20 protein-coding genes and 1 pseudogene are annotated in these 25,505 nt (G+C 73.2%); 11 read left to right on the top strand and 10 right to left on the bottom strand.

Annotation, left to right across the window (positions count from 1 at the left end):
• Positions 1-659: 659 nt before the first annotated feature.
• A complete protein-coding gene (locus tag ACGFH9_RS09350) occupies positions 660-857 on the bottom strand; it encodes a DUF397 domain-containing protein (RefSeq protein WP_393217107.1) in 198 nt (65 codons plus the stop codon).
• A 1,368-nt stretch (positions 858-2,225) separates the two neighbouring features.
• Between ACGFH9_RS09350 and metF the strand changes: the two genes are divergently transcribed.
• Together metF and ACGFH9_RS09360 are read left to right on the top strand one after the other, a co-directional pair.
• Positions 2,226-3,143 carry a methylenetetrahydrofolate reductase [NAD(P)H] gene (gene metF / locus ACGFH9_RS09355; RefSeq protein ID WP_393217108.1) on the top strand — a complete coding sequence of 306 codons (918 nt, stop codon included), beginning with the start codon at positions 2,226-2,228 and terminating at the stop codon, positions 3,141-3,143.
• A 21-nt stretch (positions 3,144-3,164) separates the two neighbouring features.
• Complete coding sequence (locus ACGFH9_RS09360) at positions 3,165-3,878, top strand: CDP-alcohol phosphatidyltransferase family protein (RefSeq protein WP_393217109.1); 714 nt, start codon at positions 3,165-3,167, stop codon at positions 3,876-3,878.
• Between the two features lie 48 nt (positions 3,879-3,926).
• Here ACGFH9_RS09360 and ACGFH9_RS09365 read toward each other — a convergent pair whose 3' ends face one another.
• The 6 genes from ACGFH9_RS09365 to ACGFH9_RS09390 are packed head-to-tail and all read right to left on the bottom strand — an operon-like array spanning position 3,927 to position 9,187.
• Positions 3,927-5,414, bottom strand: coding sequence for a phytoene desaturase family protein (locus tag ACGFH9_RS09365; RefSeq protein WP_393217110.1), 1,488 nt, complete (start codon positions 5,412-5,414; stop codon positions 3,927-3,929).
• 12 nt (positions 5,415-5,426) lie between these two features.
• Positions 5,427-6,551 (bottom strand): glycosyltransferase, encoded by a 1,125-nt coding sequence (locus tag ACGFH9_RS09370; protein WP_393217111.1) that lies wholly within the window; start codon positions 6,549-6,551, stop codon positions 5,427-5,429.
• Positions 6,548-7,396, bottom strand: a complete 849-nt coding sequence (locus tag ACGFH9_RS09375; RefSeq protein WP_393217112.1) for a carotenoid biosynthesis protein — start codon at positions 7,394-7,396, stop codon at positions 6,548-6,550. Before ACGFH9_RS09375 ends, ACGFH9_RS09370 begins: the two co-directional genes overlap by 4 nt.
• Complete coding sequence (locus ACGFH9_RS09380; protein WP_355236586.1) at positions 7,393-7,944, bottom strand: GNAT family N-acetyltransferase; 552 nt, start codon at positions 7,942-7,944, stop codon at positions 7,393-7,395. Before ACGFH9_RS09380 ends, ACGFH9_RS09375 begins: the two co-directional genes overlap by 4 nt.
• Positions 7,941-8,702, bottom strand: coding sequence for a monooxygenase (locus ACGFH9_RS09385; protein ID WP_393217113.1), 762 nt, complete (start codon positions 8,700-8,702; stop codon positions 7,941-7,943). Before ACGFH9_RS09385 ends, ACGFH9_RS09380 begins: the two co-directional genes overlap by 4 nt.
• On the bottom strand, positions 8,699-9,187 hold the full coding sequence (locus ACGFH9_RS09390) for a YbaK/EbsC family protein (protein WP_393217114.1): 489 nt from the start codon (positions 9,185-9,187) through the stop codon (positions 8,699-8,701). The genes ACGFH9_RS09385 and ACGFH9_RS09390 overlap by 4 nt, the downstream gene beginning before the upstream one ends.
• Before the next feature lie 452 nt (positions 9,188-9,639).
• Between ACGFH9_RS09390 and ACGFH9_RS09395 the strand changes: the two genes are divergently transcribed.
• From ACGFH9_RS09395 to ACGFH9_RS09435, 9 genes and pseudogenes are all read left to right on the top strand, one after another.
• Positions 9,640-10,089 (top strand): SAV_6107 family HEPN domain-containing protein, encoded by a 450-nt coding sequence (locus tag ACGFH9_RS09395; protein WP_234589090.1) that lies wholly within the window; start codon positions 9,640-9,642, stop codon positions 10,087-10,089.
• A 100-nt stretch (positions 10,090-10,189) separates the two neighbouring features.
• Positions 10,190-10,915 (top strand): hypothetical protein, encoded by a 726-nt coding sequence (locus ACGFH9_RS09400; RefSeq protein ID WP_393217115.1) that lies wholly within the window; start codon positions 10,190-10,192, stop codon positions 10,913-10,915.
• Positions 10,912-12,474, top strand: a complete 1,563-nt coding sequence (locus ACGFH9_RS09405; RefSeq protein ID WP_393217116.1) for a DNA polymerase Y family protein — start codon at positions 10,912-10,914, stop codon at positions 12,472-12,474. The genes ACGFH9_RS09400 and ACGFH9_RS09405 overlap by 4 nt, the downstream gene beginning before the upstream one ends.
• A gap of 177 nt (positions 12,475-12,651) precedes the next feature.
• The gene (locus ACGFH9_RS09410) at positions 12,652-16,035 is read left to right on the top strand and encodes an error-prone DNA polymerase (protein WP_393217117.1); all 3,384 of its coding nucleotides are present in this window, start codon (positions 12,652-12,654) and stop codon (positions 16,033-16,035) included.
• A gap of 94 nt (positions 16,036-16,129) precedes the next feature.
• A complete protein-coding gene (locus tag ACGFH9_RS09415) occupies positions 16,130-16,309 on the top strand; it encodes a hypothetical protein (RefSeq protein ID WP_355236602.1) in 180 nt (59 codons plus the stop codon).
• Positions 16,306-17,076 (top strand): methyltransferase domain-containing protein, encoded by a 771-nt coding sequence (locus ACGFH9_RS09420; protein WP_393217181.1) that lies wholly within the window; start codon positions 16,306-16,308, stop codon positions 17,074-17,076. Before ACGFH9_RS09415 ends, ACGFH9_RS09420 begins: the two co-directional genes overlap by 4 nt.
• A complete protein-coding gene (locus tag ACGFH9_RS09425; protein WP_393217118.1) occupies positions 17,073-18,287 on the top strand; it encodes an alkaline phosphatase family protein in 1,215 nt (404 codons plus the stop codon). The genes ACGFH9_RS09420 and ACGFH9_RS09425 overlap by 4 nt, the downstream gene beginning before the upstream one ends.
• A 62-nt stretch (positions 18,288-18,349) precedes the next feature.
• Positions 18,350-19,608 (top strand): annotated as a pseudogene (locus ACGFH9_RS09430) (DNA polymerase IV).
• Positions 19,609-19,724: 116 nt separating this feature from the next.
• Complete coding sequence (locus tag ACGFH9_RS09435; RefSeq protein WP_393217119.1) at positions 19,725-20,120, top strand: DUF3040 domain-containing protein; 396 nt, start codon at positions 19,725-19,727, stop codon at positions 20,118-20,120.
• Positions 20,121-20,394: 274 nt separating this feature from the next.
• Here ACGFH9_RS09435 and ACGFH9_RS09440 read toward each other — a convergent pair whose 3' ends face one another.
• Genes ACGFH9_RS09440 through ACGFH9_RS09450 form a run of 3 tightly spaced genes read right to left on the bottom strand, consistent with a single transcriptional unit; the run spans position 20,395 to position 25,238 of the window.
• Positions 20,395-22,869, bottom strand: coding sequence for a transglutaminaseTgpA domain-containing protein (locus ACGFH9_RS09440; RefSeq protein ID WP_393217120.1), 2,475 nt, complete (start codon positions 22,867-22,869; stop codon positions 20,395-20,397).
• Between the two features lie 16 nt (positions 22,870-22,885).
• Complete coding sequence (locus tag ACGFH9_RS09445) at positions 22,886-24,184, bottom strand: DUF58 domain-containing protein (protein WP_393217121.1); 1,299 nt, start codon at positions 24,182-24,184, stop codon at positions 22,886-22,888.
• Position 24,185: 1 nt separating this feature from the next.
• Positions 24,186-25,238, bottom strand: a complete 1,053-nt coding sequence (locus ACGFH9_RS09450) for an AAA family ATPase (protein ID WP_393217122.1) — start codon at positions 25,236-25,238, stop codon at positions 24,186-24,188.
• Between the last annotated feature and the right edge of the window lie 267 nt (positions 25,239-25,505).

Raw genomic sequence — 25,505 nt, forward strand, 5'->3', positions numbered from 1 at the left:
CGATTTTGCACTGACCCGGGAAGCCGCAGGCAACCCCCGAAGAGTGGTGTAACGTCCACGGCGTCTTTTGTAGCCCGCTCGTGCAGTCGACCGTGCGCGTGTAGTAGTCGACCTGCCAACCGCCACTTGAGCAGCAGCGCTGCCTTTCCGTGCAGGTTCCAGTCGCAGTTGCCGTAATGGTTGGCACGAGCAAGGCGAGCGCCTTGTCTGCCATCTGGCTTAGCAACTTCATGCTTTTCTCCTTCCAGAATCGTGGATCAATGCCGTGCCCCAACGATGCCATTGGTCAGCTAAGTTCGGAAGACGTTCGAACGAGGCCGAACGAGGCCGAACGAGGCCGAACGAGCTCGAATGAGGCCGAACACTGCGTCTCTCTCAGAAGGTTTACGAGTTTGGTGTTATAAGTCCTAATTCAGGACAGGGTTGGGGCTGCGGCGAAGGGCGCTGGTCATCCGCTTGGCTGGCCGCCGTGTCGATGTGCTGTTGAGCGGTATACCTCAGAGGTATGAATATGACTCTGAGGTATACCGCCGTCGACCGCATCCGCTCCCATGGAGGTGACCAAGGGTCACCGCCGGTGGTTTTGCTGAGGGGGCTTCCTTGCGTCCGGAGTAACTAACGGGAGCGCCCTTGATCGGTTGTCCCTCTCCAGAGCGCCGTCAGCTCAGGGCGTCAGTCTTGACAACTGCAACGAAAGTTCGCCAGGTGTCCGGAGTGAAGGCCAGGGCCGGATCAGCGACGTCCCTGCTGTCTCGCACGCCGACGACACCAGAGATGTCGTCGGCAACCTGCACGCAGTTGCCCGAATCGCTACTTCTGGTGCTCTTGCGCCAGGTAGCGCCAGTCAGATCAGCCACGGTGCCTCTCCTTGATTTCTTGCAGCAGATCCTCGGGGTAGTGGCGGACTGGATCACCTATGACGGGTGGGTCTGGATTGAGGGGTACGTGCGCCACGAGGCGCTATTCGATCGAGTGGAGGTGGGAGACCTGCACCGATGTCCTGTCGTGGTAGGGCATCGAAGCTGAGGGCAGTCTGATCCTCGGGAATGCGGGGATTGGGCGGGAAGCAGCCCTGACAAAGCCGGAACGGGCTGGGACTGCCAGACGGTTCGGGTTCGGCAAGCGAGACGCGAAGGTGTACGTAAAGAAACCGGCGGTAAAGCTCCTTAAGTGAATACGCCGACTCAAATCTGGTGGATAGGGGTCGGTCAGCGGTCAGGCTCCTTTGATGTGTAGCTGTTGAAGGAGTCACCCGGGTGGGTTCGTAACCGCTCAGCCGGGTGGGCGCGGGGAAAGTCCACGGCGTACCCGCGTCGAGGGCCGCAGGGGCAGAGTCGGGCGCCTCACGCGTCAATCGATCGGTAGTGAACGTGGGAACCATCTGGTGTGGACCCGCCGCTTTCACGGCCAGTGGGGGTGGAGATGGGGGGGCTCGTTGCCGGCCGGGGCATCAGATGGGGCGGAGTCCGCGTAGTAGTCCGACGTCGGGAAAGCCGGAGAGCCGGATGCTCGGAAACGGGCACGTCCGGTTCGGGAGGCGGCATGGGGAAACGGGCCGGCCGGAAGACCGATACCGCGCCCCATGCCGACCTCACCGGCTAGACAAGAAGGGTGATGCCGTGGAAAGGCGGCAGATCTTCGTCCAGTCGGCAGGCGCGCAGGTCGTCACGGCGGCGGTAGGCGACGGAAGGGTCAGGCGTCCACAACGACGATGACGCAGTTGGGTCGGTTCAGGTGAGGTCGATCCAATAGTTCAAATCCACCAGAGCCTCAACCTCATCCGGCGTCGGCACCCTCCATCGCGGTCGCTCGCGGATGCCAGTGACGGTATGCCCGAGGCTGTATAGCTGTGAGGGCCGGTTTCATAGTTGATCTGCACATCCGCAAGACGTGCCCATGCTGCCCGCAGGATGGCTGTCCCAAGCTCAGAGCCGCTGGCCTGGCCCTGAAGCTCTGGCGAGCAAGGAAGCAGCCATGAAGGCCGGTGACGTCCTGCGGCTCGATCGGAAGGTCAGCGTTCAGTTCATGATCCCGATAACCGTTCGGGTCATCAGAAGGCTTGAGCAGAGGTGACGCCATCGCCAGACGTTCGCTGTTTATCCGACCCCAAGTGTGTGGAGTCCCCGCCGACGGCCTGGCCGCGCCGCAGGGCCGGGATCGACCGACTCGTCCACGACGGTGGGAAGCTCCTGGGGTCCGGTGCCTCCGCCCGCTAGAGTCGGGGCGTGGCGCTCGGTCTTCCCTCGGTACTCCCCAATCCGCAGCCGGCGATCGGGGCGCTCATCCGTGACTGCCAGCCGACGTTCTCGTTCGAGTTCTTTCCGCCCAAGACCGAGGCGGGGGAGCGGCTGCTCTGGCAGGCGATCCGCGAGCTGGAGTCGCTGCGCCCCTCGTTCGTGTCGATCACCTACGGCGCGGGCGGCTCGACCAGGGACACGACAGTGGCGGTGACCGAGCGGATCGCCACCGACACCACCCTGCTGCCGATGGCCCACCTGACCGCCGTCAACCACTCCGTGGCCGAGCTGCGGCACGTTGTCGGCCGGCTCGCCGGGGTCGGGGTCCGCAACGTGCTGGCCGTGCGCGGCGACCCGCCGGGCAACCCGGGCGGCGAGTGGGTCCGGCATCCCGAGGGCGTCGACTACGCCGAGGACCTGGTCCGGCTGGTCCGTGACTCCGGTGACTTCAGCGTCGGCGTGGCGGCCTTCCCGTACAAGCACCCCCGCTCACCCGACGTGGCCAGCGACACCGCCCAGTTCGTCCGCAAGTGCCGGGCCGGCGCCGAGTTCGCGATCACCCAGATGTTCTTCGAGGCCGACGACTACCTGCGCCTGCGTGACCGGGTGGCCGCCGCCGGCTGCGCCACCCCGATCCTGGCGGGGGTGATGCCGGTGACCCAGATCGGCACCATCGAGCGGTCCGTGCAGCTCTCCGGCGCGCCGTTCCCGCCGGCGCTGGCGGCACGCTTCGAGCGGGTGGCCGACGACCCGGAGGCGGTGCGTCGGCTCGGCATCGAGCAGGCCAGCGAGATGTGCCGCCGGCTGCTGGACGAGGGCGTACCGGGAATCCACTTCATCACCCTCAACCGGTCCACCGCCACCCGGGAGGTCTGGCAGAACCTCAGGGCCGGCGCGCGGGTGTGAACGCGGAGTCGGCGACACCTGATGCCCGGCACGACGGTTGATCCCCAGGTGGGCACACAGCTGAACTGGGACCAGTACGCCACGGCGTGGGCGCGGCTGCACGGCGGGTTCGACCCGCGGGTCGCCGCGCCGGTCGTACGCGCCTGGCTGCGGTTCGCCTACCACGTCGGGTACGTGCTGGGCCGGCTGCGGGTCGGCCCCACCCCGGTCACCGCTGCCGGGGTGCTGCTCTGCTTCTGCGTACCGCTGCTGGCGACCCGGCCGGACGACGGCCCGTTCCTCGGCGCGCTGTTCGTGCTGCTCGCCGCCGTGGCCGACAGCGTGGACGGCGCCGTGGCGGTCGCCACCGGCCGCACCACCCGGCTCGGCTACGTCTACGACTCGCTGGCGGACCGGCTCGGCGAGGTGGCGTGGCTGCTGGCGTTCTGGCTGGTCGGCGCGCCGGGCGCGCTTGTCGTCGCGGCCGGTGCGCTGTCCTGGCTGCACGAGTACGTCCGGGCCCGCGCGGTCTCGGCCGGGATGCGGGAGATCGGCGCGGTGACCGTCGGCGAACGTCCCACCCGGGTCTCGGTCGCGCTGGCGGGCCTGGTGGTCGCCGGGCTGGCCGGTCTGATCGAGCCGGACCTGGCCGCCGGCACCATCACCATGGCGACCGCGGTCTGGGTGCTGCTCGCCGGCTTCGGGCTGGGGCAGTTGCTGTCCACCGTCCGCCGCGCGCTGCTCGACGCGGGCTGAGCGACCGGGCCGGCTGAGCGACCACGCCGGCCGGGCGACCAAGCCGGACTACCAGGCGGGACCGATCTCGTCGGCGACGATCTGCGCGGAGAGGGTGACCATCGGCAGGCCACCGCCGGGGTGGCTGGAGCCGCCCACCAGCCACAGCCCGTGCGCCGGGCCCCGGTTGGCCGGGCGGAGCAGACCGCCGGCGGTGCCGTAGATCGTGCCGCCCGGCGCCCCGGTCGCGGCGTCCAGGTCGGCTGGGGTGCGCACCTCGCGGAACAGCAGCCGGTCCCGGACGTCCACGCCGCGTTCGGCCAGCACGTCCAGGATGCGGTCGGCGTACGCGTCGGCCAACCCGGGACGTCGCCAGTCGACCGCGCCACCGGCGGTGCCCTGCCGGGCGGCGTTGACCAGCACGAACCACGCCTCGTGCCCGGCCGGGCGGACCATCGGGTCGTCGGCCACGGTGACGAACACCGTCGGGTCGACCGCCGGCCGGGCCCGTACGCCCCGACCCGGATCGCCGAAGACCGCGTCGAACTCCGCGTCGTAGTCGCGCGGGAAGAACACGTTGTGGTGGGCCAGTCCGGTGCTGCCGGACACGCCGAGCAGCAGCACGAAACCGGCGAGGCTGCGGTCGGTCAGCGCGGCCAGTCGGCGCGGGTGCGGCAGCAGGTCGCGGTAGACGGTGAGGGCGTCGGTGTTGGCCACCACCACGTCGGCGGGGACCGGCGCGGCGACGCCCGCGAGGCGTACCCCGTGCACCCGTCCGCCGGTCGCGTCGATCCGGGTGACCCGGGTGTCGGTCTGCACGACCACGCCGAGGTCCAGACAGCGGGTCAACAGCGCGTCGGCGAGCGTGCCCAGCCCGCCGCGCAGGTACCAGCCGCCGAAGGCCAGCTCGGCGTAGGGGACCGCGACCAGCGCCGCCGGCGCCCGGCGTGGGTCGGCGCCGGTGTAGGTGGCGTACCGGTCCAGCAGCATCCGCAGCCGCGGGTCGGACAGGTGGCCGCGGCCCAGGCCGCGCAGGGTGCGGCCCGGAGCGATGGCGGCCAGGTCGCCGATCCGCCAGGCCAGCGACGCGAGGTCGCGGGGGGAGTCGACGGTACGGCGCAGGATGTCCCGCGAGGAGGCCTCCCACACCCGTGCGGCCCGGCGCCACAGCCGTTGCCAGTCGGCCGCAGCCCGGTCACCGAAGGCGGCCCCGATGCGCGCGGCGAACTCCACCGGGTCGGCGCACGAGTCGAGGGTCGGGCCGCCACCGGGAAAGACGTGCCGGACGATCGGGTCCAGCGGGACCAGGTCCAGGTACTCGTCGAGCTTCGCCCCGGTCGACTCGAACAGGTCGTGGAACACCTCGGGGAGGGTGAGCAGGCTCGGCCCGGTGTCGAAGTGGAACGCCCCGGCGGGGGTGTCGTGCGCGTACCGGCCGAGCTTGCCACCGACCGCGTCGGCGGCCTCGAAGACGGTCACCTGGTGCCCGGTGGCGGCCAGCCGGGCGGCGGTGGCGAGGCCACCCACCCCGGCGCCGACGACCACGATCCGCGCCATGCCGTGCCCTCCCTAACTGACCGGGCGGCCCCGCCAGGTGAGGCGGAGTCGCTTCCGCAGATGGTACGACCGCAGGGTCAACCAACCGAGGACCACGACCGACACGGGGTGTGCGAGCGCGTCGGGCCACCACCGACCCCCGGTCGCGCGGGCGGTGAGCGCCCGCCCGGCCACCCCCAGCAGGTATGCGATGAGCGCAACCATCGACACCCGGGGAGCTGTCCCGGCGAACCCCAGCGCGACCAGCGGCGGAGCGGTGTAGAGCAGCAGCAGCGCCGTCACCACGGCCGCCGCCGCGCTCGGGTGCCCGAACGACGCCCACAGCGACTTCGAGTACCCGTCGCGCAGTTGCGGCCAGTCGTCGTACATCCGGCAGGTCGCCAGCCGGGAGCCGTCGGCCAGGGCGATCCGGCCCCCGGCCCGCTTGACCGCCCGGGCCAGCTCGACGTCCTCCAGGACCTTGTCGGCGACCGCGGCGTGCCCGCCGGCGGCGGTGTAGCCGGCCCGGTCCACCACCAGGAACTGCCCGCCCGCCGCGGCCAGTGACGGCCGCGGCGAGCGCTCCATCGCCCGCAGCGGCAGGAAGGTCAGCCAGAGCCACTGCAACAACGGCTGGACCAACCGGTCGGCCGCCGTCGCCACCACGATCCGGGGGTACGGCGACAGCAGCGTCACCCGGGCGGCGCGCAGCTCGGTGACGGCCGCCGCCACGGCGTGCGGGGCGAGCACCACGTCGGCGTCGACGAAGACCAGCGCGGTGGCGTCCGGGTCGGACCGGGTGGCGAGCTGCCAGCAGGCGTGCGGTTTGCCCAACCAGCCCGGCGGCGGGGTCACCCCGCTGAGCAGGGTCACCCGGGGGTCGTCGCCGGCCACCGCGCGGACCACGTCGGCGGTGCCGTCGGTGGACCCGTCGTCCAGGACCACGACGCGCAGCCCGGGCACACCCCGCTGGGCGAGCAGGGCGTGCAGGCAGGGCGTGACGCGGGTGGCCTCGTCGCGCAGCGGCAGCAGGACGGCCACCGACTCGCCGACCTCGTCCGGCCGGTCGGTGGGCCGGCGCAGCCAGCGGGCGGCGTTGACCCAGGTGTGCGCGGTCAACGCGGCGACGGCGACCAGCAGGGCGTACAGGACGGTCATCGGGTCGCGTCGACGCCGGTACGGTCCGGCTGGTGGTCCTCGCGGCGGGTCTCGCCAGCCCGGCGGGCGCGCAACAGGGCCACCGTCAGCGGCACGGCGGTGACCGCCATGCCGGCCGCGCCCCAGAGCGCCGACGCGGGCAGGTCCAGGAAGACCGCGTGGGCCAGGATGCTGGAGAAGTACGTCCACAGGTAGAGCGCGACCATCGGGTGGTCCCGTCGGTCGGTGCGCTCGGCGGCCGGGCCGGCCAGCGGTCGCAGCGCGCTCATCAGCAGCACCGCGAAGAGCAGCCAGCCCAGGTAGTTGCTGACCGGGATGCCCGTCAGGCCGGGCAGCGCGGGGGTGGCGTCGCGCCACACCCAGTAGCCCTCGGCGACCATCTGCGGGTCGAGGAAGAGGTCCCAGGCGGCCAGCCCCAGCGCGGCCAGCGCGATCCTGCCCACCCACCGCCCGGCCGTCGTGCCACCAGCTGTCGTGTCGCCGCCGGTCAGGCGGACCGCGGCCAGCCAGGCCGGCCAGGCCATCCAGGTCCAGGCCAGCGGGATGATCAGCGGTACGCCGGCCAGCTTGGGGCCCAGCTCGCCCGAGTAGTCGTAGCTGCCGAACGGCACACCGGTGGCCACCCCGATCGCCTCGATCGCGAACCCACCGCCGGTGGCCACCGCGACCAGCGCCGCCGCCACCCGAGGGCCCCGGCTGAGCAGAGCGTGGCCGACCGAGAGCAGCCAGCCGAGCACGACGGTGGCCACGGTCAGGCCGGCCCGGGTCGCGCCGGTGGTCAGCGGGTAGCAGATCTGGGCGAACACCAGGACGCCGAGCAGCGTCCAGGAGATCCGCCGGGTCATGACGCCGGGGGCTCGAGCGGCAGATCCCGACCGAGTACGCCGAAGGGCCGCTCGTCGCCGGGGAAGTGGAAGTCGCGCAGCACGTCGACGAAACCGAAGCGTCGGTACAGTCGCCAGGCCCGCGAGGTCTGCTCCTCGGCCTCCGGCGTGGACAGCAGCGTGGTGTCGCCCTCGGCCATCGTGAGCAGCGCCCGCAACTGGCCGGCGCCCAGGCCGTGCCCCTGCGCCGGCGGGCGTACGTGCAGCTCCACCACCTCGAAGCAGTGGGTGAGCCAGCGCTTGCGGGTCGGGCCGTCCAGCGCCCGGTGCACCTGGTCGTGCCACCACTGGCCGGAGCTGCCCAGATAGCCGTACCCGAAGCCAGCGAGGTGACCCTCGCTGGTCAGGCTGGCCACGGCCCGGAAACCGGGCCGGCGGACGTGGGTGGCGATGTAGCCGCGCCGGGCCTCCAGCAGGTCGGTGCGGTATCCCATCGCCTCGCCGTAGACGGCGACCACGTCGTCCAGCCGTCGGACGAGATCGTCCGGCGTCCAGCGCACCAACCTCATGCCCGTCCACCCTTCACTGTCGCCTGGTCACCGTCGGCGGCCCACCCGAGGACCGTCCGGTCGCCGACCACGTCGCGTACCTCGAACCGGGCGAACAGCTCCTCGGCGTACCAGCCCGCGGTGGGGGTTCGCATGATCGCCGCCCGATGCTCCGGGTGACGGTACGCGAACGCCACCAGGTCCGTCGGGTCGCGCCACACACTCACCGTGCCCTGCCATCCCAGCGGGGCCTCACCGACGCCGAAACGGGCCAGCAACCCGGGCGCGTCGCGCAGGGCGGCGGCCACCGGCGGGATCGCCCGCCAGAAGGTGGCCGCCCGGCGGGCCCGTAACCGGGCGCGGGTCAACGCCAGCACCGGACCGGTCACCCGACCACCCGGCGGTTCGCCGAACGGTCGCTGACCGGACCACTCGCCCCGGCTGCTCAGCGGACGCAGGTCGACCCGGGCCTGGGCGTGGGCGATCCGTGCCCAGGCCCGCCCGACCGGCGAGTCGTCGAAGCTGGCCGCCGCGGCGGGGGAGTCCCAGACGGTCAGCGCCGCCCACCGGGTCAGGTCGGCGTCACCCGGCCCGAAGCCGGTGCCGGTCCCGGTGCCCAGCAGCTTGCCGAACCGTACGCCCGGCAGGGCGCGCAGCCGGCGCGGGTCCACCGCCATCCGGGTCAGCGCCCGGGGCAGCGCGCTCCGGGCGGTCCGCCACACGTGCAGGGTGACCAGCTCCGGTACGGCGCTGCTGTGCCGCTCGCTCCGCTCGCTCACGCCACCTCGGCCGGGGTGCCGGCGGTGACGCGTAGCAGTTCGGCGTAGGTGGTCGGGAAGACCGCCTGCGGCACGCCGCCCGCCGCCCAGATCTGCGGGTACGCCGCCAGCGCCGTGTCCACCAGGGTGCGCAGCGCCCGCGGGTGCCCGAGCGGGGCGACCCCGCCGATCGGCTGGCCGGTGTGCTCGCGGACGAACTCCGGGGTGGCCCGGCGCAGCCGGGTGACGCCGATGGAGGCCGCCAGACCGGCGGTGTCCACCCGGTGCGCGCCGGAGGTGAGCACGAGCAGCGGCGCGTCGTCCACGTCGAAGATCAGTGAGTTGGCGATCTGGCCCACCTCGACACCGAGCGCCTCGGCGGCGGCTGCCGCGGTGTGCACCGCGTCGGGCAGGAGGCGGACCGTGCTGGGCTGGCCGAGGTCGTCGAGCGCGCCGGCGCCGTCGAGCGCGTCCTGCACCGCCCGTACGTTCGGGTGTGGCTGCATCCCGTCATTCTTCCCGGTCCGCGTGTGCCGCTTCACCCCGGCACACGTCACAGCGAGTCCTGGCGCGTCACACGTTGCATTTTCGTCGGAGGGGAGGTGTACTGTCAGCAGCAGTTAGAACGAGTGTTCGATTGCCTCGAACGCTCGTTCCAACCAGCCGGAGCGCGGCGTTTCGCGGCGCCAGCTTCGAGCGGTGCGGCTCCGCGGGCCGCACCTGGGTTTCCGGGCAGTCGCGAGCCCGGTCCCATCAGGCAGGAGCGTCGCCCGCCGCCCACGACCCCCGGGCGGCGGGCGACGAACCCGCCGGTACGCCGGCCGGGTGCGGTGTGGGGAAGCATCCACACCCGGCCGGCCACCCCCGGTGCGTCTTCCTCCGCACCACCCGACCTCGGCGTCTCGCCGGCGGCACCACCGCCCCGGCTCACGCCCCGGCCATGTGGAGGAGACAGTCCATGCCGACCAACCCGGCTCAGGCACCGACGGTGCCGGCGCACGTGCTGCCGCACCGCACCCCTGCCCAGCTCCTCACCCTGGCCCGCCGCGGGCTGGTCGAGGCCGGCCAGACCCGACCCGACGGCCTGCGTTACGCGGCCGCCCACCTGGCGGCGCTGCGCGCGGCGGCCGCCCTGCTCGCCGCCCGGGCCCGCCCCGCCCCGAGCCGGCGCAACCGGATCACCAGCGTCTGGGTCCTGCTCTGCGCCGTCGCCCCCGAGCTCGACGAGTGGGCCCGTTTCTTCGCCGCCGGGGCCAGCAAGCGCGCCGCCGCCGAGGCCGGCATTCCCCGGGTGGTCAGCGCCCGGGAGGCCGACGATCTGCTCCGCGCCGCCGAACAGTTCGTCACGGTGGTGGAGACCGCGCTCGGCGTGGCCCACCAACCGGCCCTGGACGGCCTCGCGGCGTGAGACAGCCGTGACGCCGGCCGCCTGGAAGGGAAGCCGGGCGGCTGGCGTCACGGTGCGTCGGTCCTGATCTGTTCCACAGCAACGACGGGGGGTTGGTCCCATGGCGGGCCGCATGGTGGTCGGTTCCGCCGCGCTGGCCGATCTGGTACGCCCGGCGAGCGCACCCGATCCGGTCGGCGGGCACCGCGTGCTGCCGGTAGCGCCCGAACTGACCGGCCTGTTGCCCAACCGGGGCCTACGCCGGGGCAGCACGATCGCGGTCGCCACCGGTCAGCCCCGACGCAGTGGGGGCACCTCGCTGGTGCTCGCCCTGCTGGCCGAGGCGTCCCGGGCCGGTTCGTGGTGTGCCGTGGTCGGAGTGCCGACGTTCGGCGTGGGCGCGGCAGCCGAGCTGGGCATCTCCCTGGACCGGCTGGCCCTGGTGCCGAATCCGGGTCCCGAGTGGGCCACGGTGGTCGCCGCGCTGATCGACGGGGTGGACGTCGTGGTCACCGCCGTACCGGCCGCGGTCTCCGCCTCGGTCGCCACCCGGCTGGCCGCCCGGGCCCGGCAGCGCGGCAGCGTGCTCGTTCCGTACGGCCGCTGGGACGGCGCGGACGTGACGTTGCAGGTGGTCCGCGGGGTCTGGGAAGGGCTCGGCCAGGGCCGGGGGCGGCTACGTCGCCGGGAGGTCACCGTGTCGGCGCGCGGGCGTGGAGCAGCCGCTCGTCCCAAGGAGATCAAGGTCTGGCTTCCCGGCGTCGAGCTCACCCGCGTCATCCCCCGGACGGTGCGGTCGAGCGTGGGCCGACCGTCCGTGCCGCTCGCCCTGGTCGGGTCGGGGTGACCGGCTCGCCGACCCGGACCCTGCTGCTGTGGTGCCCGGACTGGCCGGTGCTCGCCGCCGAGATCGTCGACGGGGTTCCGGCCACCGGTCCGGTCGCCGTGCTGCACGCCAACCGGGTGATCGCCTGCTCCGAGCGGGCCCGCGCCGACGGCGTACGCCGAGGGCTGCGCAAGCGGGAGGCGCAGGGCCGTTGCCCGCAGCTCACCGTCGTGGAGTACGACCCGGCCCGGGACGCCCGGGCGTTCGAGCCGGTGGTCGCCGCGCTGGAGGAACTGGTCGCCGGCGTCGAGGTGGTCCGTCCGGGGGCCTGTGCGGTTGCCGCCCGGGGCCCGAGTCGCTATCTCGGCGGCGAGGAGGTAGCCGCCGAACGACTCATCGAGCACGTCGCCCAGTCGTGTCTGGTGGAGAGCCAGGTGGGCATCGCCGACGGGGTGTTCGCCGCAGGGCTGGCCGCCCGCGCCGGCCAGGTGGTGCCGCCGGATGGGACACCGGCGTTCCTGGCCGGGATGCCGGTCGAGGCGCTCGGTCGGTCCGCGCTGGCTGACCTGCTGCGCCGGCTGGGGGTGCGGACCCTCGGTGAGTTCGCCGCGCTACCGGCCGGCGACGTGCTGGCCCGATTCGGGCTCGACGGCGCGCTGGCCCACCGCCTCGCCGCCGGCCGGGACCACCGGCCGCTCGCCGTCCGGCAGCCGCCGGCGGACCTGACGGTGACCTCCGGGTACGACGAGCCGATCGACCGGGTCGACGCGGCGGCGTTCGCCGCCCGGGCCCTGGCCGAGCAGTTGCACGACCGGCTCGCCGGGCACGGGCTGGCCTGCACCCGGCTCGGCATCGAGGCGGTCACCGAGCACGGGCAGGAACTGCACCGGGTGTGGCGGCACGACGGTCTGCTCACCGCCGCCGCCATCGCCGATCGGGTGCGCTGGCAGCTCGACGGCTGGCTCTCCGGCAGCAACGGCCGCGCCGGTGCCCGACCGGCCCGCCCGACGGCCGGCATCATCCGACTGCGGCTGATCCCGGACGGGGTGATCGCCCAGGGTGGCCTGCAGACCGGTCTCTGGGGGGAGACCGGCGAGGAACGGGAGCGGGCGCACCGGGCATTGAGCCGGGTACAGGGCATCCTCGGTCCGGAAGCGGTGGTCACGGCGGTACTCGGTGGTGGACGTTCCCCGGCCGACCAGGTGCGACTCGTGCCGTGGGGCGACGAGCGCCTCCCCGGCCGCCCCGACGTGCCGCCGTGGCCGGGTCGGTTGCCGCCGCCCGCGCCGGCCGTGGTGCTGCCCAGCCCACTCGCCGCGACCGTGCACGACGCCGACGGCGAGCCGGTGGTGATCAGCGCACGGTTGGCGGTGAGCGCCCCGCCGGCCCGGCTGGTCGTCGGTATCGGCCAGCCGGCGGAGATCGTGGGTTGGGCCGGGCCATGGCCGGTGGACGAGCGCTGGTGGGCGCCGACCGAGGCCCGCCGCCGAGCCCGGTTCCAGGTCAGCCTCGCCGACGGTGCCGCTCTGCTGCTCGCCGTGGAGGCCGGGCAGTGGCTGGTGGAGGCGATCTATGACTGAGCCGGGCCGGTCCATGACCGGCGTCGGTGGGACCGGCGTCGGTGGGGGAGCGGATCTCCCGATGAGCGTGATGACTCAGAGGCATCAATATGCCTGTGAGTCATCACGCTCATCGCACCCATCGCCGCCGGCGGTGCGGTCGCTGTCGTGCTCGGTCAGCGCGGTCGGAGCGGTTGGATGAGCTTCCACAACCCGAAGATGCCCTGGTCGGAGCTGGAACGCGTGCTCTCCGGCCGGGCCGGCGGCACCCGAGCTGACGGCAGTCGAGGAGGCAGAGGCGAGCGGCACCTGCACGTTGTCGACCCGCTCGTCGTGGACGCCGACGGCGGTGACTCCCCGGCCTGGAGCCGCCACCGCGAGCGGTACCAGCCGCCGGAGCTGGCCCGTCCCGACGGCGTGGTGCCCTACGCGGAGCTGCACGCGCACACCAACTTCAGCTTCCTCGACGGTGCCAGCCACCCGGAGGAGTTGGCCGAGGAGGCGGCCCGGCTGGGACTCACCGCGCTCGCCGTCACCGACCACGACGGCTTCTACGGGGTGGTCCGCTTCGCCGAGGCGGCCCGTACGTTGGGTCTGCCGACCATCTTCGGCGCGGAGCTGTCCCTCGGACTGCCCGGCCCGCAGAACGGTGAACCCGACCCGCACGGCGCGCACCTGCTGGTGCTGGCGCACGGCCACGAGGGGTACGCCCGGCTGGCCACCACCATCGCCCGCGCCCAGCTACGCGGAGGGGAGAAGGGCCGCCCGGTCTACGGGGACCTGGAGGAGGTCGCCGCCGAGCTGCGTGACCACGTGCTGGTGCTGACCGGCTGCCGCAAGGGGCACGTGCCGGGTGCGCTGCTCACCGAGGGAGTGGACGCGGCGGCCCGCGAGCTGGACCGGCTGACCGCGCTCTTCGGCGCGGAGACGGTGGCCGTGGAGCTGACCGATCACGGGCATCCCGTCGACGCCGACCGCAACGACGCGCTCGCCGAGCTGGCCGCCGCCGCTGGGTTACCGACGGTGGCCAGCAACAACGTGCACTACGCCAGCCCCGGCCGGCGTCGGCTGGCGACCACTGTCGCCGCGGTACGGGCCCGACGCAGCCTGGACGAGATCGACGGCTGGCTGCCCGCCGCGGCCACCGCCCACCTGCGCAGCGGCGCGGAGATGGCGGCCCGGTTCGCCGCGTACCCGGGTGCGGTGGCCCGGGCCGCCGAGTTCGGTGCCGAGCTGGCCTTCGACCTGCAACTGGTCGCGCCGCAGCTACCGGCGTACCCGGTGCCGCCGGGGCACACCGAGATGAGCTGGCTGCGCAAGCTGACCGCCGACGGGGCGCGGGAGCGCTACGGGCCGCCGCAGGCGCACCCGACGGCGTACGCGCAGCTCGAGCACGAGCTCAACATGATCGAGGAGCTGGGCTTCCCCGGCTATTTCCTGGTGGTCTACGACATCGTCACGTTCTGCCGCGAGCAGGACATCTACTGCCAGGGTCGGGGTTCGGCGGCCAACTCGGCGGTCTGCTACGCGCTGCGGATCACCAACGTGGACGCCGTCCGGCACCGGCTGCTCTTCGAGCGGTTCCTCGCTCCGGAGCGGGACGGCCCTCCGGACATCGACGTGGACATCGAGTCCGACCGGCGGGAGGAGGTGATCCAGCACGTCTACACCCGGTACGGCCGGGAGCACGCCGCGCAGGTCGCCAACGTCATCTCCTACCGGCCCCGGTCGGCGGTGCGGGACGTGGCCAAGGCGTTCGGCTTCTCACCCGGTCAGCAGGACGCGTGGAGCAAACAGATCGACAGGTGGGGTTCGGTCGCCACGGTCGACGTCGAGGGCATCCCGGAGCAGGTGGTGGAGTACGCCAACGAGCTGCAGACGTTCCCCCGGCACCTGGGCATCCACTCCGGGGGGATGGTGATCTGCGACCGGCCGGTGATCGAGGTCTGCCCGGTGGAGTGGGGGCGGATGCCCGGGCGCAGCGTGCTCCAGTGGGACAAGGACGACTGCGCCGCCGTGGGCCTGGTGAAGTTCGACCTGCTCGGCCTCGGCATGCTCTCCGCGCTGCACTACGGCTACGACATGATCGGCATGAGTCTGGACCTCGGCGACATGACGCTGGACGACCCGGAGGTCTACGACATGCTCTGCCGGGCGGACTCGGTCGGGGTGTTCCAGGTGGAGAGCCGCGCCCAGATGGCCACCCTGCCCCGGCTCAAGCCCCGCGAGTTCTACGACCTGGTGGTCGAGGTGGCGTTGATCCGTCCCGGCCCGATCCAGGGCGGTTCGGTGCACCCCTTCATTCGGCGTAAGAACGGCCAGGAGCCGGTGACCTTCGCGCACCCGTTGATGCGCAACGCGCTGGAGAAGACCCTGGGCGTGCCGCTGTTCCAGGAGCAGTTGATGCAGCTCGCCATCGACCTGGCCGGTTTCGACGCGGCCGAGGCCGATCAGCTGCGCCGGGCGATGGGCGCCAAACGGTCGGTCGAGCGGATGACCCGCATCGCCGACCGGCTCTACGCCGGGATGGCCGAGCGGGGCATCACCGGAGAGTTGGCCGACGACGTCTACCGCAAGCTCACCGCGTTCGCCAGCTACGGCTTTCCGGAGAGCCACGCGATGAGCTTCGCCTACCTGGTGTACGCCAGTTCGTGGCTCAAGCGCTACCACCCGGCGCCGTTCCTGGCGGCGCTGCTCAACGCCCAACCGATGGGCTTCTACTCACCGCAGACCCTTGTCGACGACGCCCGCCGGCACGGGGTGGAGGTCCGCCGGCCGGACATCAACGCCAGCGGGGCCCTGGCGGTGCTGGAGTCCACCCCGGACACCCGGTGGGGCAGCGGGCCGGGCGAGCCGCCGCACGCCTGGGGGCTGGGCGGTCCGGCCGTCCGGCTGGGGCTGTCCAGCGTGCGTACCCTCGGCGCCGACGTGGCCGAGCGGATCGAGGCCGAGCGGGCGGCCGGCGGGTCGTACCGTGACATGCCTGATCTGGCCCGGCGGGTCGGTCTCACCGCGGCGCAGCTGGAGGCGCTGGCCACCGCGGACGCCTTCGCCTGTTTCGGGCTGGCCCGACGGGAGGCGCTGTGGGCGGCCGGCGCGGCAGCCCAGGATCGACCGGGCCGGCTGCCCGGCACGGTGACCGGCGCGACGGCGCCCACGCTGCCCGGCATGGAGGCGGTGGATCGGCTGGTCGCCGACGTGTGGGCCACCGGGTTGTCGCCGGAGAGCCATCCGGCCCGGTTCATCCGGGGGCAGCTCGACGTGCTCGGCGCGGTGCCGATCGCCCGACTCGGGCGGGTGGAACCGGGCCAGCGGATCAGGGTCGGCGGCATCGTCACGCACCGGCAGCGTCCGGCGACCGCCGGCGGGGTGACCTTCCTCAACCTGGAGGACGAGACCGGGATGCTGAATGTCACCTGCTCACCGGGGCTATGGCAGCGCTACCGGCGGGTGGCCCGGACGAGCGCCGCGCTGGTGGTCCGGGGGCGACTGCAACGGCACGAGGGGGTGACCAACCTGGTCGCCGACCGGCTGGACGCGATCGAGCCGCCGGTCCGCCCCGCCTCCCGTGACTTCCGCTGATCCAGTGATTCACATTACGGTTTCTGGCGCCCGGGAGCGGGAGACTCGTCCTGAGCGGGCAGAGTGGCCCGTGATCCGTGAGGGGGACTGACAAGTGATGGGAAACCACGCGTACACCGGCGGTGGAATCGCCAACGCCCGACGGACCCGGCTGGGTACCGGCTGGATGCCGTCGCACCTCACCGACCCCCGCGAGTACGAGGTGACGAACGGTCCGGTGGCCAACGAGCGTCGATCCCGGGCTGAGGACGCGGTCGAGGGCACCGAGTCCTGACCACTAGGCTCGACCGGGTGGAGCAGACCCGAGGCCGGTTCGCCGCGCCGCCGCTGACCCCCCGGACCGCCGTTATCTGGTCGGTGCTGCGCGCCGAGCTGGACCGGCGCGGCGACGCCGAGCTGACCGTCCTGGACGTCGGCGGCGGCACCGGCGGTTTCGCCGTCCCGCTGGCCCGTGCCGGGCACCGCGTCACCGTCGTCGACGCGAGCCCCGACGCGCTGGCCGCGCTCACCCGCCGGGCCGCCGAGGCCGGCGTCGCCGACCGGATCGTCGCCGTGCAGGGCGACGGCGACGCTCTCGCGGGGCTGGTCGAGCCAGCCGGCGTCGATCTGGTCCTCTGCCACGCCGTCCTGGAGGTCGTCGACGACCCGACGCCGGTGGTCGCCGCGCTGGCCACCGCACTGCGCCCGGGCGGCGCGGCGAGTGTGCTGGTGGCGGGTCGGGCTGCCGCCGTGCTGGGCCGCGCCATGAACGGGCACCTGGACGTCGCGGCCACGCTGGCCGCTGACCTGGCCGGCAGCGCCGGGCCGCGCGACACCCTGCGCCGCCGCTACGACGCCGCCTCGGCCGGCGCGCTGCTCACCGCCGCCGGGCTGGAGGTCGAGGACATCCACGGGGTACGCGTGCTGGCCGACCTGCTGCCCGCCGCGGTGTCCGACGGACAGCCCGCAGCCCTGGTCGAGCTGGAACTGGCCCTGGCCGCCCAACCCCCCTACCGGGACCTGGCCGCCCAACTGCACCTGTTCGCCCGCCGACCGGCATGACCGGGCCGGTTCCGCCCGCCCACGGGCATCCGCCGGGTGGCGGCGGTCCGGCGCTCGATGTCGCCCCGCCGCTGACGATCCTCGCATCCGACCAGGCCGGCGGACGGCTCGCCGACGTGCTGCCCAGCGCGCTCGCCGTGCTCGGCGTGCCCGACTCGCCCGACCCGCTCGGGCTGGCGTGCGCCCTGGCCGGGGTACGCCGGATCGCCGTCCTGCTCGTCGACGGGCTCGGCTGGTACCAGGTGCCGACCGCCGCCCCGTACGCGCCGACCCTCGCCGGGTTGGCCGCGACGGTGGGTCGGCCGATCATCGCCGGGTTTCCGTCCACCACACCGACGAGCCTCGTGACGCTGGGCACCGGCGTCGCCCCCGGCGCGCACGGGGTGCTCGGCTTCACCGTGCGCGTGCCCGGCACCGACCGGGTCCTCACCCACACCGACTGGGCCGCCGACCCGCCACCGCTGCGCTGGCAGCCGGTGCCCACCCAGCTCCAACGGGCCCGCGCCGCCGGTGTGACGACGACAGTGGTGAGCCGGCCGGAGTTCGGCGGCAGCGGGTTGACCCTGGCCGCCAACCGGGGTGGTGACTTCCGGGGCGCCGCCGGGGCCGACGAGGTGGCCGCCACCATGGTGGCCGCGCTGTCCGCCGGCGACGGGCCGACCCTGGTCTCCGGTTACCACGCCGACCTCGACCGGCACGGGCACCTCAGCGGGGTCGACTCGGGTCCGTGGCGAAGCGCCGCCGCCGAGGTGGACATGCTCCTCGCCCGGTTGGTCGACGGGCTGCCGTCGGACGCGGCGCTGCTGGTGACCGCCGACCACGGGCAACTCGACATCCCCGTCGCGCACCGCTTCGACCTGGACACCGATCCGCGGCTGCGCGACGGGGTCCAGGTGGTGGCCGGCGAGGCCCGGGTGCGCTACCTGCACGCCCGGCCGGGCGCGGTCGACGACGTGGTGGCGGCCTGGTCGGCGGTGCTCGGTGACGCCGCCCGGGTGCGTACCCGTGGCGAGATGGTGGACACCGGCTGGTTCGGGCCGGTGCCCGAGGAACACCTGGGCCGGATCGGCGACGTGGTGGTGACCTGCAACGACACGTACGCCGTCATGGCCAGCCGCACCGAGCGGCCGATGGCGTCGAAGCTGGTCGCGTACCACGGTGCGGACACCGCCGCCGAGCTGACCGTGCCGCTGCTGGTCGTGCGGGGCTGACCGGCGCGCGGTCCGGCCCCTCGGCCGGTGGTGCTGTCGTACCCCCGGGTTAACCTGCCGGGATGGGTCGCAGCCAATCGTTGCCCCGGGGCGACGATCCGCGCTTCGGGCCGGACGCCGACGACTCCGCCAGCGGAATCCTGCACGTCGACATGGACGCCTTCTTCGCCTCGGTGGAGGTGCGCGCCCGACCCGAGCTGCGCGGCCGGGCGGTCGTGGTGGGCGGCGTCGGCCCGCGCGGGGTGGTCAGCTCGGCCAGCTACGAGGCCCGCCGCTACGGCGTACGCAGCGCCATGCCGACCTCCCGGGCCCGGGCCCTCTGCCCACACGCCGTCTACCTCCCGCCGAACTTCGCCGCGTACTCGGCCGCGTCCCGGGCCGTCATGCAGATCTTCCGGGACGTCACCCCGCTGGTCGAGCCGCTCTCCCTCGACGAGGCGTTCCTCGACGTGACCGGCGCGCGGAAGCTGTTCGGCTCACCGGCCACCATTGCCCGGCTGATCCGCCAGCGGGTCGCCGACGAGCAGCGGCTGACGTGTTCCGTCGGGGTGGCGCCGAGCAAGTTCGTGGCCAAGCTCGGCTCCACCCGGGCCAAGCCCGACGGGCTGCTGGTCGTACCCGCCGGGCAGGTCCTCGACTTCCTGCACCCGCTTCCGGTGGACGCGTTGTGGGGGGTGGGGGAGCGGGCCGCCGAGACGCTGCGCCGGCTCGGTCTGGCCACCGTCGGGGATCTTGCCGAGGCCCCGGTCAGCATGCTGCGCAAGGCGGTGGGCGCGGCGTCCGCGACACACCTGCACGAGCTGGCGTCCGGGCGCGACCCGCGTCGGGTCAGCCCCGAACACGTCGAGAAGTCGATCGGCGCCGAGGTCACCTTCGACGCCGACGTGGCCGACCCGGTGGAGATCCGCCGCGCCCTGCTCGCGCTCAGTGCCAAGGTCGGCGTCCGACTGCGCGGCGCGGGCCAGGTCGGTCGTACCGTCACCCTGAAGGTGCGGCTGGCCGACTTCCGCACCGTCACCGCTCGCGCACCCTCGGCGTACCCACCGACACGGCGCGCGAGATGTTCGACACGGTCTGGGCTCTCTACACCGCGCTGGACCCGGGTGAGCGGATCCGCCTCGTCGGTGTCCGGGTGGAGGGGCTCACCCCGGCGCAGGGCGCGCCCCGGCAGCTCACCCTCGGCGCGCCCGAGCGCGGATGGCGGGAGGCGGAAGCTGCCGCGGACGCCGCTGCTGCCCGATTCGGGCGGTCCGTCATAGGTCCGGCCAGTCTGTTAGGCGACCGTGACGCCCATCGAAAGGAAAATCCACCCCACCCGTAGGTCGTCCCGCTTTCCGACGCGCGACCCCCCTCGTAGACTTGCGGGTAAGCAGCCGGTTGGCTGCCACGGTCTGTCGGCCCGAGTGGGCCCGACCAACGTGACCGGGGAGGAGTGCCGTGCCGCTCTCGGAGCACGAGCAGCGGCTGTTCGAGCAGATCGAGCGGTCGCTTGCCGAGGACCCCAAATTCGCCTCGGCCGTGCGCGCCAGCGATCCGCGCTTCCACGCGCGGCGTCGCCTGCTCGTCGCTGCCGGCGTGATCATCGCTGGCTTGGCTCTACTGGTCTACGGCGCGGTGATCAAGACTCCACCGCTGGCGGTGGCGGGCTTCGTCGTCATGCTGGCGTCAGCCGCGTTCGCGGTGCAGTCGCACCGGCGGGCGCAGTCACCCGACCTGCACGTGGTGGGTGGCACGACGAGTCGTCGTCCCCGCGGTGGCCGTCCCGGTCGCCGCCGGTCGATTCTGGACCGGATGGAAGACCGATGGCGGCAGCGCCCGGAGGGGCACCGCTGAGCCCGTCCCGCCGCTGAGGCGGGCCGTACACCGCGACGAGCGGGTCGCCGGGAAGAGCCCCGGCGACCACCGACGTATCCGCGCGCCCAACCACCCCCGCCACGCCCTGCCCCGGCGCGCTCCGCGCGCGCCGCGTTCCGCGCACCCCCATGTCGCGCCGATCTTGCAGTTTCTGTTGTCCGTATGAGTGGCATTGCCCCTTGTGCGGCGACAGAAAGTGCAAGATCGCTGGGGCGGCGGGCGACAGCCCGCCGCCCCAGCGCACGGGCGTCGGTCAGCGGGCTCCGCGGTCGGCCAGTATCCGACGCGGGTTCCAGCGCAGCAGTCGGTAGCGGACCCGTCCGGTCCATGCCACCAGGCGGCCGGAGGCGTCCGCGAGGGCGATCCGCCAGCGCAGCAGCACCGACGGCGGCAACGCGGTGGCGAGCAGGCGGGTCCGCCGATCCGCCCGGGAGGACAGCGCGCCACGGACCGCGCGCAGCGCCGGCGGCAGCGGCTCACCGGTCAGCGGGTCCCGCGCGTACCGGGCCCGCTCCTCGGCACGACCGAGCAGCCGGGCCGCGCCGACCGCCTCGCCGTCGTCGGCGAGAGCGTCCCGGACCAGCCGGTCCGCGGTCGCCCGGGGCGTCTCGGTCGAGTCGACCCGTACCTTGAAGTCGACGAGCGTGTCGAGCAGCTCCGCCCATGCGGCGTGGGCGTCCGCGCGAGCGCGACCGGCGTCCGCCTCGACCACCATCAGGCGTGCGTCGTCGGCCGGCGGTCCGTCGCCCGGGACGGCGGTGGCCGTCGTGGTGGCCGCCCGGCCGCCCCGCCGTCGACGCAACGCCAGACGACGAAGCGCCGGCACCGCGAGCAGTGCCACCAGCGCGAGTACGCCCGCCAGCCACCACGGCCAGACCGGTGCCTGCTCGTCCGGCGTCGAACCGCCCAGGGAGAGCCCGGAGTCGGTGTCCCGGTCGGCGTTGTCCGGACCGGCCGGCCCGGCCGACGAGTCCGCACCGGTCGGGCTGTCCGTGGCGCCGGTCTCCGGGGCGGACGGTTCGGGCGCGTCCGTGTCCGGAGCCCAGGCGGACCGGGTGGAGCCGGGAACCCCGTACGCCGGGGTGGCGTCGAACGGCACCCAGCCGACACCGTCGAAGAAGACCTCGGTCCAGGCGTGCAGGTTGAGGTTGGTCAGCGTGTACGTGTCGCCGTCGCGCTTGCTGCCGTTGGTGAAGCCGAACGCCACCCGCGCGGGGATGCCGGCCGACCGGACCAGCCAGGCCATCGCGGCGGCGTACTGCTGGCAGTAGCCGACCTTGTTGGTCAGGAAGTTGACGATGTCCTGGCCGCTGCTGCCACTCTCGGTGCTGAGCCGGTACTTGAAGCCGTTGTCCGCCGAGAAGTGCCGGTAGATGGCCAGCACCCGGTCGTAGTCGGTGCGCTTGCCCTGGGTCAGCCCCTGGACCAACTCCTCCACCTCGGGCACCGGGCCGGGGGTGGCGGTCTGCTGCCGGCGGACCGGGTGGTCGGCCGGCAGCGGCTTCGCGGCCCGCAGGTTCGCCGGGCTGTACGTCGAGCGGATGTAGTCGAACGTGTACTTGCGCCCCCGCGAACTCTCCCGGTTGGAGAAGACGATCTGCTGGTTGGGGTCGTAGAGCCAGTTGCCGCTCAGGTCCTGGGTGCGCACCGGTTCGGCGTACACCGGCATCAGCGACATGCTGAGGTTCTTGGTCACCTCGACGCTCGCCCGGTACTCCGTCTGCTGCACCCCGGGTCCGACCCGCTCGTTCGGGTCGGGCAGATCGCGGTTCACCGGCCGGCCACTCGCCGGGCGGGCCTGGAAACCACTCGGGCGCAGCTCGTCGGCGACGGCGTACCGCAGGTAGAACGGGCTCGGCTCGGACGTGGTCACCTTGACCAGGTCGGCCACCTCGGACTGGTTGAGCTGACCGGCGAGCGACGCGAACAGGTCGATCCGGCCGGACGAGCCGCCCGCGCCCCGGCCGGTGCCGCTGCCGTTACCCGTGCCCTCGGTGAGCCTGTTGAGCAACCCACCGCTCAGGCCCGGCACCGCCAACGGCAGCACCACGGCCAGCACCACGCCGACCACGGCGAGCCGACGACCCGCGGCGGCCAGCGGAGACGCCTCCCACACGTCCACGTCACGACCGTCGCCGGTGAACCGCCGCCCGAACCGGCGCACCCGGTCGACGTTGTCGGTCACCAGCAGCCACAGGTAACCGGCGGCGCCCACCACGAACGGCGCCGGGGGGACGCTGTCCACGTAGACGGCGACCGGCACCGAGTAGATCGCGAGCATCGGCAGCCCGGCCAGCGCGGGCCGCCGCAGCCCCACCGCCAGCACGTCCACCAGTACGGCCACCCCGCCGACGCCGAGCACGGTGATGAACAGCAGCGGGTCGGTGTCCGGAACTTCGACGCCGTACGAGCGCATGTCCTGCGCGGAGCCGGCGAGCAGGTCGGCGAAGTGCGCGATCGTGCTCGGCGTGGGCAGGACGGCCAGCAGCTCACTGCCGCTGGGGAACAGCCAGGTCAGCGCGAGCAGCAGGGCGGCGAGCATGCCGAGCACCTGACCCCAGAGTGGCGCGCGGACGAGCCGGGTCAGCGCGGCGACACCGGCCACCACGGCGACCGCGATCGCGCACTGGATCAGCCACGTCCAGGTCTGGAAGATGGCCGACAGCGGCGCGGCGGCGAGCAGCGTCGCGGCGGCCGCCACCGCGCCGGTGTTCCGGCTGCCGATCATGAGGGGAACCTTCCGTTCATCGCACCCGGCCAGCGACCGTCTCGGCCAGCGCGGCCCGCAGGGCGAAGCCCTGGGAGCCGCGGCCCGCCTGCGGCCACAGCGCCGGCAGTCGGCTGCCGTGGTCGGCGCCGACCACCCGCCAGCCACTGCGCACCATGGCGAGCACGGCGGCGCCGTGCGCGTGCTCCGCCTCGGCGCGAGCCTTCTCGGGGAGGCTCAGCCAGGTGGAGCTGTCCAACAGGAAACCGACACACGTCGCACCGTTGCCGCGGAGCCCGGCCAGCAGGTCGGCCTCGGCGACGCTCACCGTGCCGAACAGTCCGATGATCAACCCGCCGTCGGCGCGCTGCCGGACCCGCTGCACCAACTCGGTCATCTCGGCCCGCTGGTCCAACCGCACCTCGGCCAGGTGGTCGAGCACCGCCCCGTCGCCGCCGCCCTCGGAGGCGTCCACGTCGACTCCCGAGCCGGTGACCAGGCGCAGCTTGTAGCCGGCCTGACGCAGGTGCACGGCGATGCTCGCGGCGGCCGAGACCGCCCACTCGAAACTCGCCGTCGGCCCGTCACCCCGTTGGCCGTACGCGCGGGTGTCCAGCACGACCGTCGCCCGGCTCTCCCAGGGCTGCTCCTCCCGGCGCACCATCAGCTCGCCGGTACGGGCCGTCGACTTCCAGTGCACCCGGCGCAGGTCGTCGCCGCGCCGGTACTCCCGGGTCGCCGCGTCGTCCTCGCCGTGCACCGCCACCGAACGCGCCCGGCTGTCGCCGCTGCCCGCGTACTCACCGGGGAGCCGAACCGACGGCAGCGGGGTGACCTGCGGGATGACCGTCAGGTGGTCGGTGCTGGGAAAAGCGCGGGTGAGCTCGCAGAGACCGAACGGGTCGGTCATCCGGACCACCAGCGGACCCACGTCGTAACGACCGCGCACGTCCGCGCGGACCGTATACGCCACGGAGCTCGCCTGGTGCGCCCCGAGCCGTTCCAGCACGACGCGGGGCCGGCTGCCCAGCGCGTAGGGCAGCCGATCCTCCAGCAGCAGGGTGCCGGTGGGCAGCCGGGAGAGGTTCTGCAGGCGCAGCACCACCCGCGAGTTGGCCCCGACCGGAACGCGGTGCGGGTCCAGCGACCGGTTGCAGGCCAGCTTGTAGCGGCTGCGGCCCACGTAGGCGGCCGCCAGCAGGGGCAGGATGGCCAGCAACAGGGCCACCCGGAGCAGGTCCTTCTCGCCCAGGATGACGGCCGAGACCGCCGCCGCGACCGCGGCCGCCAGGAACGAGCGCCCGCGGGTCGTCAGCCCGCGTAGCCCGGCACGCACGTCACGGCCTCCGGGGCTCGTAGGGCGGGCGACCGTTGCCGGTGGCGGGCCGGGTGTCGTACGGGTTGCGCTGACGGTCGTGCGGCAGGGGCAGTCGGTGCACCAGCTCGGAGACGATCGCGTCGGTGGTACGCCGGGCGAGCTGCGCGTCGGCCGTCGGGATGATCCGGTGCGCCAGCACCGGCACCGCAAGCGCCTGTAGGTCGTCCGGGAGGACGTAGTCGCGACCCTCCAGCGCGGCGACCGCCCGGGCCGTGCGCAACAGTTGCAGGGTCGCCCGGGGGGACGCGCCGAGGCGCAGGTCGGGGGCCTCACGGGTGGCGGTGACCAGGTCCACCGCGTACTGCTTCACCGCGTCGGCGACGTGCACCTGCCGGACGGTGGCGATGAGCTGCCGGACGATGTCGGCGTCGGAGACCGGACGCAGTTCGTTCAGCGGGTCGGTGGCACCGTGCCCGTCGAGCATCGCCAGCTCGGCGCCGGCGTCCGGGTAACCCATCGCGATCCGGGCGGTGAAACGGTCCCGCTGCGCCTCGGGCAGCGGATACGTCCCCTCCATCTCGATCGGGTTCTGGGTGGCGATGACCATGAACGGGGTCTGGAGCTGGTAGGTCACGCCGTCGACGGTGACCTGCCGTTCCTCCATGCACTCCAGCAACGCCGACTGGGTCTTCGGCGAGGCCCGGTTGATCTCGTCGCCGACGACCAGGTTGGCGAAGACGGCGCCGGGACGGAACTCGAAGTCGTGGGTCTCCTGGTTGTAGACGCTGACGCCGGTGACATCGCTGGGCAGGAGGTCCGGGGTGAACTGGATCCGGCGGACCGTGCAGTCGATGGACCGCGCGAGGGCCTTGGCGAGCTTGGTCTTGCCGACGCCGGGAACGTCCTCGATGAGAAGGTGGCCCTCGGCGAGCAGGACGGCCAGAGCCAGCCGCACGGTGGCGGTCTTACCCTCGATGACCTGCTCGATATTGGCCACGATGGCCTCGCTGGCGGCGCGGAACTCGTCGTGCGGCAACAGGCCGCCCACCTCGTCCCAGGTCTGTTGTGTCACGGGCCTCCTCCTCGTCGCCGTCACGTCAGCTCTGTAGAGAGCACCTGGACCCGCCGTTGGGTTCGCGACGTCGAGCCTCGTTTGCCGCAGGGATCTCACTGGCCTCTCAGGCTAACCATGTTTGTCGTTATCGCCGACCCCCGCAGGTAGTCCGCCGGTTACGCCCCGATATTCGCCAGCTCGGGGGAACGGGTCCGACCCCGCCCGGCGGCCGACGGGCGGAACCGTGCGCGCGGTACACTGCGGGGCATGGCCGGAGTCTTCCTG

The organism is Micromonospora sp. NPDC049102, from assembly GCF_043197485.1.
Classification (GTDB): domain Bacteria; phylum Actinomycetota; class Actinomycetes; order Mycobacteriales; family Micromonosporaceae; genus Micromonospora.

What these genes read in the sequence shown, in the direction of transcription:
- ACGFH9_RS09360 (WP_393217109.1), top strand. Translation starts at nt 3,165, where the DNA reads ATGCCCGGCACGACGGTTGATCCCCAGGTGGGCACACAGCTGAACTGG.
- ACGFH9_RS09365 (WP_393217110.1), bottom strand. Translation starts at nt 5,414, where the DNA reads ATGGCGCGGATCGTGGTCGTCGGCGCCGGGGTGGGTGGCCTCGCCACC.
- ACGFH9_RS09370 (WP_393217111.1), bottom strand. Translation starts at nt 6,551, where the DNA reads ATGACCGTCCTGTACGCCCTGCTGGTCGCCGTCGCCGCGTTGACCGCG.
- ACGFH9_RS09375 (WP_393217112.1), bottom strand. Translation starts at nt 7,396, where the DNA reads ATGACCCGGCGGATCTCCTGGACGCTGCTCGGCGTCCTGGTGTTCGCC.
- ACGFH9_RS09380 (WP_355236586.1), bottom strand. Translation starts at nt 7,944, where the DNA reads ATGAGGTTGGTGCGCTGGACGCCGGACGATCTCGTCCGACGGCTGGAC.
- ACGFH9_RS09390 (WP_393217114.1), bottom strand. Translation starts at nt 9,187, where the DNA reads ATGCAGCCACACCCGAACGTACGGGCGGTGCAGGACGCGCTCGACGGC.
- ACGFH9_RS09395 (WP_234589090.1), top strand. Translation starts at nt 9,640, where the DNA reads ATGCCGACCAACCCGGCTCAGGCACCGACGGTGCCGGCGCACGTGCTG.
- ACGFH9_RS09400 (WP_393217115.1), top strand. Translation starts at nt 10,190, where the DNA reads ATGGCGGGCCGCATGGTGGTCGGTTCCGCCGCGCTGGCCGATCTGGTA.
- ACGFH9_RS09410 (WP_393217117.1), top strand. Translation starts at nt 12,652, where the DNA reads ATGAGCTTCCACAACCCGAAGATGCCCTGGTCGGAGCTGGAACGCGTG.
- ACGFH9_RS09425 (WP_393217118.1), top strand. Translation starts at nt 17,073, where the DNA reads ATGACCGGGCCGGTTCCGCCCGCCCACGGGCATCCGCCGGGTGGCGGC.
- ACGFH9_RS09440 (WP_393217120.1), bottom strand. Translation starts at nt 22,869, where the DNA reads ATGATCGGCAGCCGGAACACCGGCGCGGTGGCGGCCGCCGCGACGCTG.